Here is a 12,198-nt window from a genome sequence, read left to right as displayed (position 1 = left end):
AGCCGATCCGGAAACCGCTCACCAGCACGCCCTTCCATCAGAAGCTCCTGAAGCAGGATTGCCTGGCGTGCCATAGCGATCATGCGGGCGTGAAACGTTTCCGCATCGAAGGGCGGTTCAAGCACGCCTTGCTGCAGATGGAAGCGCGCAAGGAATGCCAGTCCTGCCACAAGTCACCTGCCGACTCTCTCCATCAGCAGATCACCGGGAATTGCAACCAGTGCCACACCGATGAGAAATGGGTGCCCGCGACCTTCGATCACGCCAAGTATTTCGTTTTCGATCGCGATCACAACGTGAAATGCGCAACCTGTCACGTGCGTAGCGACTACAGCCGCTATACCTGCTACGGTTGCCATGAGCACACGCCCGAGAAGATTCGGCGCGAGCATGTCGAAGAGGGCATCCGCGACTTCAAGGACTGCGTCGAATGCCACCGTAGCGCCGATAAGCACGACATCCGGATGCCAGGGCGCGGGCGAGAGAGCGAAAAAGGACATGGCAAGGAGCGGGATGACGACTGATTTGCTAGATGCTTGACGATGGTCAGCGTCCAGCCGAAGAGGGCACGCACCCATTCCATCCGCGTACCGGCTTAAGCACTATCCGCCAATACCGTCCGGAATCGTACAGAACCAAGCGGCCAGTTGAAGCAGCACGGCTCGGGCACCCGCGCGACCCTGAATGCCTGCTGAATGGACCACCACAGCCAGCAGAGCTCCGAGCAAAGTTCAGTTTTTTTGACAGCCTCTAAGCACTGTCGCTGATGCGGGGGCCGCTGGACAAGGTGTTTTGTCCGTCCGGGCCATAGAGGCCGAAGGCACTGCGGGTTCCCAGAAGTGCTTCAAGTGCCCGGGCATTGTATTGCATGCGCAGCTGGATCAATTCGCCATTCATGCGATTCAGGTCGCGCGCCTGACTGGCAATCGACAGCAGCAAGGTCCAGGCGGCATGGGCGCGGCTCGCCGTCGGGTGCGCCGCAAACCAGGCGGACAAGCCAGCGCGATCCGCGGTCAGGCCTTCTGCCGCGAGCACTTGGTGACGCTGCTCGGCGAGAGTCGCCAGTTGGACGGCCAGTCCGTTTTTCTGCTGCACCAACTCTTGAAGATGCTCAACCTCACCTTTGGTGAGCATCTCCTGCTCAAGTTCGAGCAGGGTGACAAAGCTCCCTGCCGCGGCGACTTCGGCCTCAACCGTTGACAGAAAATCCGTCATCGTCGCCATCAAGGCTTCGGGAATCAAGCCCGACTGGCGGAAGCGACGAGTTCGCTGGCAGAGGCGATCAGCCGGTCGGCAATCGCCTCGGAATTGATCGTGAAGCGGCCTTCGGCGATTGCCTGCTTGATTTCAGAAACCCGCGACGCGTCGAAGGTCGAAGCTTCACCGGGAGACTGTAGCTGTCCGGCGAGTTCACTGAGGTGGACTTCCGTAGCAGCGCTGGTTGCCGGCTGGCTGACACTGGTGCGATGACGCACCTCGGTGAAAGCGCTGGCGGAGGTAGAGGTTGTGCTGTCGATTTTCATGGACGTACCCTTAAAACGGTTGTACTCAACCAGTGTATCGGCGAATGACGGTTAAACTTTAACATTTGTTTTCGCAATATAGAGGGGGGCTTGCGCACCAGGCATGCAAGATCTGCGACTAATACGACACCTCAACAACACCAGGGCTTCGGGCGACGCCACTGACGACCTGGCCGGAAGCTGTCCGCACCTGCGCAATCTGGCCTTCAGTAGCGTTGTTCAGTGCCTTTCCCTCATTAGTGACCGTGAACCCTGCGCCTGTCGACAGCAGCTTGACGCTTTGCCCTTGCTGAACAAGCCATGGTGCGGTCAACAGATCGCTGCGTAGCGGCTGACCTACAGCGATGCCGTTCCTGACGGTTTTGCCAATGGCCTGGGCGGGGTCGGTTACGACGTTGGCCGGCAGCGCGCCGAGATCGCCGCTTTGCGTGCGCAGGTCGGCACTGGCCACCACTTGGCCGGGTATTAACTGGCGTGCCGTAACCAGATAATTTCCCGTAATTCTGACCTGTACGGGCACATACACGGTCCATACTTTCGGAGCGAGGCAGCGTACGCCGACCATCGCTTTTCCCCAGAGCCGGCCTCCCGGCGGCAGAAAGGGCTCAAAGGCGCTACATGGGGTGTTTTGGGCATGCTGATCAAGCTGACCGACGCCATAGCTGACTTTGCCTGGCAATCCTTGGGTCTGGATACGCAGAAACTCATCGAGAGCAGCCGGCAAGGACGCTTGGCCGAGAACGCTGTTGCTCATGACGGCGAGCAGCATCGCGAACCGCCCAGGCCATCGGCCGAAGTGCGGGAAAACAGGAGAAAGACGCATCTCGCCATTCTGCCTGAATCTGCCTCAATGGCGAAGGTTAACCGGCGACGAGAACGGCCGCGCCGCGAATCTGGCCTGCCCGCAATTGCTGCAGTGCGGCATTGGCCAATTCCAAGGGAAATCGTGTCACTTCGGTGCGGACGCCGGCCTTGGGCGCGATGGCAAAGAACTCCTCGCCATCGCGGCGTGTCAGATTGGCGATCGAGCGCACGCAACGCTCTCCCCAGAGAATGGCGTAAGGGAACTCGGGAATGTTGCTCATGTGAATGCCTGCACAAACCACCGTTCCGCCCTTGACAGTGTGACGCAGCGCCTGCGGAACCAGGTCACCGACCGGCGCAAAGAGAATCGCGGCGTCCATTTCCTGTGGCGGCGCGCTGTCGGCATCGCCGGCCCAGGTAGCCCCCAACTGGCGGGCGAATTGCTGGCCATCCCTATCACCCGGCTTGGTAAAGGCAAATATTTCGCGGCCTTGCCAGCGGGCTACTTGCGCAATGATGTGCGCGGCCGCGCCGAAACCGTAGATGCCCAGACGCCGCGCATCGCCGGCAGCGACCAGCGAGCGATAGCCGATCAGTCCGGCACAGAGCAGCGGCGCCGCTTCGGCATCCGGGTATTCGTTCGGCAGTGCAAAGCAGTAGCGCTGATCGGCCAACGCGAACTCGGCGTAACCGCCGTTCAGCGTGTAGCCGGTGAACTCTGCCCGATCGCAAAGGTTCTCGGAACCGCTTGCGCAGTAGCGGCAATGACCACAGGTATGCCCCAGCCAGGGGACGCCAAGACGTTGGCCAAGCGCAAAACGTTCCACCCTGTCGCCTTTCTCGACAACGACACCGACGATTTCATGGCCAAGGACAAGCGGCAGCCTGGGGTGCTGCAGATCGCCGTCCATGACGTGCAGATCCGTGCGACAGACTCCACAGGCCCGTACTTTGAGCAGAACTTGATCAGCCTCGGGTTTCGGTCGAGGCACCTCGGCCAATCGCAACGGCTGGCCCTGGGCATCCAGAATCATGGCCTTCATGCACATCCCCCGTAGTCATTATTTCCGGTGATCCGGTCTGGAACGATATTGTTGAAACCAACTACTCGCTGGCCAGCGAGGCGCGCAGTTTGCCGAGCGCTTCGCGCAGCGGTTCGATTCCTGGGCGGTGCCGGAGCGGGCGGAACTCGTCGGCGATCAGCCCTTGAGCGATGTGCTGCCCAAGCTTGCGATAGCTTTCGAACTGCGATTCGTCAAACCATTGATCAAGTGTCGACACATGCGGAAAATCCCGGTGCTGGGATTTGTACTGCAACAGGTCGGCCGACTCATCACCCGTCAGCGACGGCTTGATGTAAAACAGCAGGCCTTCGGCCGCCGGACGCTCCTCGGTCTCCGGGTAGTGGATCAGACCGACCGCAGAGTGGCAGGCGGACACGCCGCTTGCATCGGGAATGATGCTGCGCGGATCGATGTCGATCTCGACTCCGAAGTCGGTCCGACACTTGCGGACCGCGTTGCCAAGATCCTCGAAGGTATAGTCGCCGTCCTGCGAGGCGTCGGAGGCGATGATCACCCGACAGCGCCGCCGGACGAGTTCATAGAGTCCGAGGTTCTCGAAATGGCCGCCGTCGCTGAGGTAGACCAGATCCTTGCGGTCGGAGGACAGACCAAGCAGCTCGAGAAGCAGCATCCGGCTGCTAAAGCTTCGGGAGTCTTCGCGCCAGCATGTCGGCTGGCGCGGATTCGGCAGCCACCAGCCCAGCCGGGCGTTGAAGACGGTCATCAGGAAAGCGGTGGCGGCATTGGTATGGTAGCCCCAGTTGGGACTCGCCGCCGCGCCGGAAATCGTCATGGCCATCGCCAGCGGGAGATGCTCTTTCCTGCCAACTGCTTTGACGGCGAAATCGGCCGTCTTCTGGAAGGCGTCGATGCCGCGTTCGCCGAACGCCAGTCGGTAGCCACAGTAGAGTGGGCTGAAAAGAAACGATGCCGCCTTGCGTTCCTGCCAGCCCAGGCGGTCGGTGGCCCCTGCGACCGGATCGTGGGTGATGTTGAGTGCGCAGTTGATCAGCGGATAAGGCCGCACCCTGGCCAGATCGCAGAGCGGTGGCGAATCCTTGTCGGTCATGCCGGTGTACAGGTTGGGCCGGCGTTCGCTGTTGGATGCGCCGAGGTAGCAGCGCGCGAGCCGGTTGCGATAGAAGAAGTGCAGCGAGAAGATGTTGATGTCCAGCCGCCAGGCGAGCATGAGGATCACCAAGAAAAGCAGCGCGAGTACTGTGAGCCACTGCCCAGCGGTGATGGCGCGTGCCCGGTACAGAGAAAGATTGGCGTAATCTGCAAAGGGCGTTACCAGCCAGCAGTCGATGGTCGCTGAAGGACTCTCGACCTGGGCTGCCGTTTCGCGGTCGACGATCCGATAGGCCAGGTTCCAGCCGCTGCTCTTTTCAGGGCACGCTTCGCCAGTCTGCGGCGTGGCACTTGGCGTTGCCTGGTCGGCCACGGCCGTGACGGCCGCCACCGGCGCACCGAGCTTCTTGACACCCCAATGAACGCCGAGCGCGACCAGCCCGAGCAGGCCCACGATGAACGCGTAAGGCGCCGCTCGCGCCAGCCATTCGCGCCAGTTCGGCTTGCCTTCGGTGCCGCTGCACTGGGCGCTGGTCGCCGACAAGGCCCCCATCGCGGTGGTCGCCAGCCAGGCAATACCTCCGGCCGTCATCAGGTAATCCCACGACAGGTGCCAAAGGAAGGGCGTGCCGAAAGTGATTCCGCTGGCCGCCAACCAGACAACTGTCGTATGCAGCAGACGGCCGTTGCAGCGTGCCCACCACTCGCGATACATCTCGCCGCCAAGCTGATGCAAAAGCGCGAGCAGCAAGGAGCCCGCCGAGAAGGCCGCCAGCAACGTCATCGGCGGCGCCAGCACGATGAACAGCAGCAGGTGCGCAGGTTCGGCCAGGCCAAGCCCCTTGCCGAACGCCGGCCAGATGAGCAGGAGCAGGAAGGGCAGGGTCATCCAGAGCAGGCAGAAGAACGAAGCCACGAGGAGGCTGGCCCACACGCTGCCGGATCTGCATCGGTCAGCCGTTCGACTTTCGGAATTCGCGGCGAGAAAGGTCACCAGCAGAATGAGCGCCCACGGACCCAGAACCGACACCAGGGAGAGCACGGACCCGGTCGATTCGGTGTCCGGCAGGGCAGCGATCAGACCCCAGGCAATGAACAGAACCAGGGCCAGGGCGCTCACCAGCAGTAACTGGTTGACCAGGGTATTGCGCAACCAGGTGGCCAGTGCGGTCAGCGTGTCGGCGCTGAACAGCCCTGCACGGGGTGTCAGGTAATTGCTGAAACGCCGAAGCCAGGTCACCTCGCGCGGTTCTCCAGCGTCGTTGAACTGCTCGGCCCGTTGCCGTTTTGTGCCACCCAGGCGCCCGGCGACGGCCTCGACCGCGGTCAGAGCGGGGGTGTCGCCGGTGCTCTTGCCGGTACGGTAGAGCCAGGCAGTCAGCCATGCGCCAATGTAGCCACCGCCAGAGACTGTCGACAGATAATCGATGCGCGGCAGAACCCCGCCACCGGCCAGTGCCTGCAGCACACCGAGGTTGAAGGTCGCGCTGCGGATGCCGCCACCGGACAAGGCCAGACCGACACATTTCGGCTCGGGAGAAGTTTGTCGAGTGCTTTCTGCCGGCGACGACGGCTGATCGGCAAGATCCTCCGGGGGGCTTGGCGGCCGCGCTGGTGCGCCTTCGGCGTCCGTTTTCTGCGCTGCCAGGGTGCCCCCGGGAAGCCGTTGGAGGGCCTGCCACTCGGCCCAGATCACCTGGCGCGATGGCACGGCCTGCAGCTTCTCGGCGGTGAACGAGCGATTATTTTCGAGCAGGGCGATGTATTTGGCGATGTCGTGATCGGCGATCAGAGAGAAGTGCTTGACGTCCTTACTGTCCCCAACTTGACTGAGGGCATCCTCGCATTTCTGGAGGGCTGCCTTGATCCTTGGGCCGACCAGGTCGGCGGCGCGGTCGCGCTCCTCGAGCACCCCCCTGTGATCGAAGTAGAAACGGCGGCCGACATGGCGAAAACCCGTACTCGCCAGCGGCACGCGCGGGACGACATCGTCGCGATTGACGAAGCGGAAAGTCTTCAGACCAAGCGCGTCTTCATAGGCAGCGGCGAATGGCCAGTCGCCGACCCGCGGCTGACCGTAAGTGTAGACGCCACGCACCGTGAGCCCGCTTTCGGGCCGCCCCTCACCGGTAGACAAATCGCCGAATACGCAACGCGCCGCGGCCAGCACCGCCAGCGCGCCACCAAGACTGTGGCCGGTGATCCAGAGATCACGAACCGCATGTGCTGCGAGCCGCGCGCGGATGCGCGTCCATACGGCGTCGAGTGCGTCCCGGAATCCCCGGTGTACGAAGCCACCCGGACCCTCGCTGCGGAGGGTGCTGAAGTTGACCAGCCAGTCGTTCAACTGTTGTTCGGAACCCCGGAAGACCAGCAGCCCGGTTCCATTCGCTGCGACGACGAAGGCTTGCGTGCCGATCCTGTCGTCAGTGACGAAGTCCGTCTGCGGGTCGAAAACCCACGCTTCGTCTGCCTGCTCGGTCAGGCCACCGGCAAACTCCGGTGCCGACCGGTAAGCCTGCGCACTCAGCCTGGCCAGGTCCAGCGCCACGTCGAACGAGTAGCCGTCGGTGCCGGCCGAGAAGTGCTCCGGACTGATCCTGCGGGTGTTGCGATCACCGCTGGCGTTCATCTGGTTCTCCTGGGTCTGTCCCACCCACACCAGCAAACTGAAGGGCACTGCAGGCGCTTGACCTTTACCGGCCGCTGCCGGCATGTTTGCCGATGCGGCCCAATCCGGACGTCACGCCGACGCGTCAGTCACCCGCATTGCCCGGCAGTCGCCGTTCAGGCTGTTTCGATCGGGTTGCCAGGTGGGGGGTTGTTGTGCACCAGGCGGCCGGCATCGGGCCGCGCCGACACCGTGTGGTGGATGAGGTCGGTTGCTTTGATCCGGCGCGCCGGATCAAGCTGTGGATCGAAATTTTTCGAGATCGGCGCTGTCGGATCGCACTGCGACGCATAGCTGGCCAGCTTCTGTGTGTCGAAGGACAGCCCCGCGGCTTCCGCCTGCCGGATCATCCAGCACAGCGAGATATGGGATAGACCGACGCTCTGGCCGCCGCCGACGTCGGAGTGTACGCCGCGAAACCAGACCTCTCTGAGGATTTCAGGCGGCGGCACGCTCCCGTCAGCGCGTTTGATTCGCGTCGGCCGAAAGTTCTCCCGGCGTTCGTCGAGCGCTAGTGCGTGACAACATTTCTCGACGTTATCCGGCAGGGTCAGGTGCCAGCCGATGTTGATCGGATTGCCGGGAATGCCGAATGAGGCGACCAGATCCCAGATGCCCAGGAAACGGATGCGGACATCCGGAAAGTTCTCCTTGACCTCGTTGGCGAAATGGACCGCCAGCGCCGAACCTCGACTGAATCCGACGATGTCGATCATCCGGTCGCCAGCGGCAAAGTGCCTTTCAACCGCCTCGATCGCCTCGCGAATTCGCAGTCTGCCGCCGGCGCCGGCGACACCGCCCAACACCTTGCCGATGAATCCGAGGCGAGTGCCGACCCCCTCGAGGTAGTAGATGTGGCCCTGGTAGGCATCGCGGAAGCGGACGACGTTGCTGTCTCTGGCTTCGTCCTCCTCGTCTTCGTTCCAGGTGCCATCAAACGCATAGAGTGCCATTGCTCAATCTCCCATGTCGGACCCGGCCTTGCCTGCCGGTTGCTTACGGGCAAGTTTCGTCCATTAAATTAGGGTAGTCAACGTCGATCGCCGAATTTCTCAGAAAACACCGCGGGCGTCGGCTTGTCGCCTGCCCGGGCGTCTGAGAGTTGGCCCCGGAATTTCGGAAAACAGGATAAGTGCTAGCCTTGCCCCAATGATCGGCTGCGAAAGCAGCCATCACAGGAACAAGAACATGACCAGAAGGACGAGGCGGAACCACACCCCGGCGTTGTTCCAAGGCGCAAGTGGCCCTGGCGGAGCAGCATGACATTCACCCGAATCAGATTACAGACTGGAAGCTGCAACGGCTGGATTTCCTATCTTTCGATGCAGAATTCGAACATGTCGACAAGCAGGCCGAATTGCTGTCGGCTGATTGAGGCTCTGGTCAAGGTGCACGCATGCTGCCACAATCGTTGGCGATGCCCGTTTGGATGGAGAGACTCATGTCAAGCAAGCCACACGACGATCTTCCGACACTTGTCGATCGCTTGAACTGGAACGAGGAACTCACCCGCCTGTGCGAGAGCATCGAGCAATGCACGCCCCCGCACGTCTTTGGTGTGCATGGCGATTGGGGTTCCGGCAAGACCAGCTTCATGCGCCAGTTGCAGTGGCATCTCGGCGGCGAGGCAACGAAGGAGGACGGTTCGGTCGGGAGCGACAGCAGCACTTTCAGCGGCACGCAGGAGCAGGGTGCAGCGCGCGCGAAACGCGGCAAGAAGATCGTCACGATCTGGTTCGAAGCTTGGCGTTACCAGAGCGAAGTGGTACCGGTGGTGGCGCTGCTCCATGAGATGCGCCGGCAGCTGTCGACGGCGGCCGCTGTCAGGGGGAAGTTCGAGAAGCTGGGTCAGGTGACTCTTCGATATCTTCTCGGCAGTCTGAGCGACGCTGCCAAGACCATAGGCGTCGAAGCCTTGCTACCGAACGCGGATAGAATCGAGAGCATTGGCGAAAAGTGGGAGAAGGCAAACCTCGCCGAGTCCTTGCCGACCGATTCGATCCGCGGCTTCCTCAGCGCGGCGATCAAGGAAATCCTGCCGGAAGACGAAAGCGCCCGCTTGGTGGTGTTCATCGACGACCTCGACCGCTGCAACTCGATGGCTGCTTTTCGCCTGCTCGAAGGGTTGAAGATTTACCTCAATGTTCCGCGTTGCGTCTTCGTCATCGGCATGAACGAGCAGACGCTGGTCGACGCCATCGCCAAGGAGTTGGCCCTGCCGAAGGAAGTGCCGCCCGCGGTGGTGCAACTGCGAGCCGCGCACTATCTGGAGAAGATCTGCACCAATGTCTTCCGCCTGCCACCGCCGCCCAATCCGCCGCAACATCTGGGGGAGTGGCTACACGATGACCATCAGCGGCAGGCCCTGCTGACGGCCATCGGCAAACTGCACTGCCTGCCACCCAATCCGCGCCGCTTGAAGGCACTGGCCAACCAGTGGTCGCGCTTCATCGCTCGGGTGCCCTGGCCTGTCGGCAACGCCGAGCAGGAAGCAGTGGCGGTGCGGGTGCTGGTCGCCGCCTACATCTGCCAGTTCCATCGCGATCTCTGGGAGCGCTGGTGTTTCCAACCCGGCTTTTGGCAAGAAATCAAGGCCTGGTGCCGCGGCGAAGTGGCCGATCGCTCATCGATCGTGAACGATCGCAAGGTCGAGGCACCGGATGCAGCCGAGCTGCCGCAGCTCAAGCCACCCGAATGGATCGGTGCGTTGCGCTTGCCTGAGCGTCGCCTGCCCAGCCAGGGCAACAGCGAAGCCTGGGGTTCGACCTATCCGGACCCGAACGCGATCGAGATTTTCTGGATCGCACCGCTGGTGCGGGAGCATCATCCGAACCTCGTTGCCAGCGACTTCGAGGCGCTGCTGAAGTGCGCGCGGCCGACAACATGAGCAGCGACACCAGCTTGAAACCGCTGTGGGACGATCTGCCGCTGCGGCGCTACCTGAGCGAAGTGGCGACCCGCATGGGCGTCGTCGAGATCCTGGCGCTCGACAATCTGCGCGATCTGCCGCGGATTCGGATCGAGACCATCTACGTGCCGCCCTTGCTCGCCGAGTACGCCGTCGATGCCGAGGGCGACCCCAAACGTTGGCCGCCGGGGCAAAGCCTGCTCGATGCCTTGACCGAACACCGGCGACTGGTCGTTCTCGGCGATCCTGGGGGCGGCAAGACGACGCTGGCCAACTGGCTGGCGTGGCGATTGTCAGCAGGACTGGCGGCGGCGCTACCCCCTTTCCTCGCAGACAAGGTGCCGTTGCCCTGCGTCCTGCGCGAACTGCCGCCAGAAGTGCTTGCGCAAGAAACCTCGCTCTCCGGGCTGGTCGAGCAGATCGTCCGCCGCCTGCTCGGCGACAAGGCCAGCGATGAGCTTCGGGCCACGCTGCATGCGCGTGTCGCCGCCGGCAAGTACGTGCTGATCCTCGATGGCATCGATGAAATCCCGCTGGTGGGGCGCGACCGGGTGCGCAACTGGGTGCGCACGGCGAGCGCGCACGACGCCTGCGTACTCGCCACCTCGCGCATCGTCGGTTACGACGATCGGCCGGTGGACCGAATGACATCGGACGATCGTATTGGAGATCCCCGTGCGGAATTCCTGCACCGGCCCATACCGCGGAATGATCCTGATGCCGAGGATCTCAGTCGGATATCGGCCACGCCAGCTACCCACCCTTTCAAGGTAGGGCGGGATGGTTTCCTCGGCAGGCCAACACTTCCTGCTACCACCGCCTCCCCGCGGGCAATGAAAATGGACCGCGACTGGAGCACGGGCGGCGACTCTGGGCCGGCAAGTCCCGATGGCGAGACGACGAGAAACGAGCCCGCCTGGGCCACACGCCGCTACCTGATGCCCTTTGACGATGCACGGATCGCCGCCTTCGCCGCCAACTGGTACGGCCAGCGCTGTGCCTCCGCGATCGAGTCGCGCGAAAAAGCGGCGGATCTGGTCGCGGCGGTATCGCGCCACACCGTTACCCTCCGCCTCGCCCGGACGCCCAATCTGCTGACCCTGATGGCGGTGGTGCATCGCGAGCGAGCGGACCTGCCCGATGGCAAGGCCGTCCTCTACGACGAGATCGCTAACGCCTACATCAACACCATCGACAGCAGCCGCAAGCTGTCGGGAGTTCCTGATCGTCTCGCGCACCACGACTGGAAGGAGCGAAAAAGCTGGCTGGCTTACGTTGCCTTTTGCCTGCAGAGGCAGCGCTCGGCGGCGGATCAACAGTCGGGCCTTCTTGCCAGAGAAAGCGAGGTTCGCGCTTGGCTCGCGGAAGCCATGCAACGCTCGGGAGTTGCCGAGGCGCCGATGGCAGCGAGCGACTACCTGGGCTGGGTCGCGCGGCGTAGCGGTCTGCTGCTGCCGCGCGGCGAGGGCATCTATGCCTTCGTGCATCTGAGTTTCCAGGAGTACTTCTGCGCCTGCCACCTGGCGCAGCGCATGCTCAGTCCGGCGTACATTCGTCATGGCGCCAGCAGCGACGGAACGTTCCGCCGCGCTGATCTGCGCGACTGGGCCAGTCAAGCCCTGTGGCGCGAGACTCTTGTCTTCCTGTTCGAAAAACTGTCGGCCGAACAGGATCCCGCCTGGCTCGAAGATCTCGCGCACGACGTTTTTCCCAAGGACGCTGGCGATTCGCCGAGCCAGTCCGTGACGGAAACGCGGCTGGCTCTTGCCGCCAGGATTCTCGGCGACCGCCATGTCCGGCTTGAAGCATCGACCAGGGAGGAGCTGAGCGCGCGCTGCGTCAGGGAGGCCTGGTTGGTGCATCGGAACAACCGTACATCGGACCTCTTGCCGCTGCTGGTTGAGGGGGGCTTGGCGTGTATCGTTCGCGGAGGCGGCAGCGACGTGCCATCCGGAAATCTGCAGGGTGTCCCGTATCGCACGTCGGCCGAACTGTACAGCCTGAAATCGCCGACGAGGCTCCGGTTGCTGATCGTTCGCGATCCCGATTGGACTTGGTCGGCCGGCACCGCGATTGTCGCCTTTCCGGCGCTCCTTGCCCTGGATCTGGAAAACACCCCGGTCAGCGACGTGTCGGCGCTCGCCGCCCTGACGGGGC

General features: G+C 62.7%; 9 protein-coding genes and 1 pseudogene. 4 read left to right on the top strand and 6 right to left on the bottom strand.

Features of this window, described 5'->3' with window-relative positions:
• On the top strand, positions 1-524 hold a 524-nt coding region (locus tag CAPSK01_RS12630), incomplete at its 5' end, for a cytochrome c3 family protein (protein WP_273703625.1).
• Between the two features lie 226 nt (positions 525-750).
• Here the strand turns inward: CAPSK01_RS12630 and CAPSK01_RS12625 are convergent.
• The 6 genes from CAPSK01_RS12625 to CAPSK01_RS12600 form a co-directional block, all read right to left on the bottom strand.
• A complete protein-coding gene (locus CAPSK01_RS12625) occupies positions 751-1,215 on the bottom strand; it encodes a flagellar protein FlgN (protein ID WP_273703624.1) in 465 nt (154 codons plus the stop codon).
• A gap of 23 nt (positions 1,216-1,238) precedes the next feature.
• The gene (gene flgM, locus CAPSK01_RS12620) at positions 1,239-1,523 is read right to left on the bottom strand and encodes a flagellar biosynthesis anti-sigma factor FlgM (RefSeq protein ID WP_034927118.1); all 285 of its coding nucleotides are present in this window, start codon (positions 1,521-1,523) and stop codon (positions 1,239-1,241) included.
• A 118-nt stretch (positions 1,524-1,641) separates the two neighbouring features.
• On the bottom strand, positions 1,642-2,292 hold the full coding sequence (gene flgA, locus CAPSK01_RS12615; RefSeq protein WP_034927116.1) for a flagellar basal body P-ring formation chaperone FlgA: 651 nt from the start codon (positions 2,290-2,292) through the stop codon (positions 1,642-1,644).
• A gap of 91 nt (positions 2,293-2,383) precedes the next feature.
• A complete protein-coding gene (locus CAPSK01_RS12610) occupies positions 2,384-3,370 on the bottom strand; it encodes a zinc-dependent alcohol dehydrogenase family protein (protein ID WP_034927553.1) in 987 nt (328 codons plus the stop codon).
• 61 nt (positions 3,371-3,431) lie between these two features.
• The gene (locus CAPSK01_RS22905; RefSeq protein ID WP_273703623.1) at positions 3,432-7,094 is read right to left on the bottom strand and encodes a patatin-like phospholipase family protein; all 3,663 of its coding nucleotides are present in this window, start codon (positions 7,092-7,094) and stop codon (positions 3,432-3,434) included.
• 155 nt (positions 7,095-7,249) lie between these two features.
• Positions 7,250-8,086, bottom strand: a complete 837-nt coding sequence (locus CAPSK01_RS12600; protein ID WP_273703622.1) for a DUF2235 domain-containing protein — start codon at positions 8,084-8,086, stop codon at positions 7,250-7,252.
• Positions 8,087-8,321: 235 nt separating this feature from the next.
• Between CAPSK01_RS12600 and CAPSK01_RS22900 the strand changes: the two are divergent.
• From CAPSK01_RS22900 to CAPSK01_RS22895, 3 genes and pseudogenes are all read left to right on the top strand, one after another.
• Positions 8,322-8,442, top strand: a pseudogene (locus CAPSK01_RS22900) (IS3 family transposase); the annotation flags it as partial.
• Positions 8,443-8,574: 132 nt separating this feature from the next.
• Entirely contained in the window at positions 8,575-10,020 is a 1,446-nt protein-coding gene (locus tag CAPSK01_RS12595; RefSeq protein ID WP_273703621.1) for a P-loop NTPase fold protein, read from the top strand.
• A partial coding sequence (locus CAPSK01_RS22895) for an NACHT domain-containing protein (protein ID WP_273703620.1) occupies positions 9,999-12,198 on the top strand: 2,200 nt, incomplete at its 3' end. The genes CAPSK01_RS12595 and CAPSK01_RS22895, both read left to right, overlap by 22 nt.

The sequence above is a fragment of the Candidatus Accumulibacter vicinus genome (assembly GCF_000584955.1).
Taxonomy (GTDB): Bacteria; Pseudomonadota; Gammaproteobacteria; order Burkholderiales; family Rhodocyclaceae; genus Accumulibacter; species Accumulibacter vicinus.
Note: the sequence above shows the minus strand (reverse complement) of the source record. Positions and strands in the feature narration are given on the sequence as shown.

What these genes read in the sequence shown, in the direction of transcription:
- CAPSK01_RS12595 (WP_273703621.1), top strand. Translation starts at nt 8,575, where the DNA reads ATGTCAAGCAAGCCACACGACGATCTTCCGACACTTGTCGATCGCTTG.
- flgA (WP_034927116.1), bottom strand. Translation starts at nt 2,292, where the DNA reads ATGCTGCTCGCCGTCATGAGCAACAGCGTTCTCGGCCAAGCGTCCTTG.
- CAPSK01_RS22905 (WP_273703623.1), bottom strand. Translation starts at nt 7,094, where the DNA reads ATGAACGCCAGCGGTGATCGCAACACCCGCAGGATCAGTCCGGAGCAC.
- flgM (WP_034927118.1), bottom strand. Translation starts at nt 1,523, where the DNA reads ATGAAAATCGACAGCACAACCTCTACCTCCGCCAGCGCTTTCACCGAG.
- CAPSK01_RS12600 (WP_273703622.1), bottom strand. Translation starts at nt 8,086, where the DNA reads ATGGCACTCTATGCGTTTGATGGCACCTGGAACGAAGACGAGGAGGAC.
- CAPSK01_RS12625 (WP_273703624.1), bottom strand. Translation starts at nt 1,215, where the DNA reads ATGACGGATTTTCTGTCAACGGTTGAGGCCGAAGTCGCCGCGGCAGGG.
- CAPSK01_RS12610 (WP_034927553.1), bottom strand. Translation starts at nt 3,370, where the DNA reads ATGAAGGCCATGATTCTGGATGCCCAGGGCCAGCCGTTGCGATTGGCC.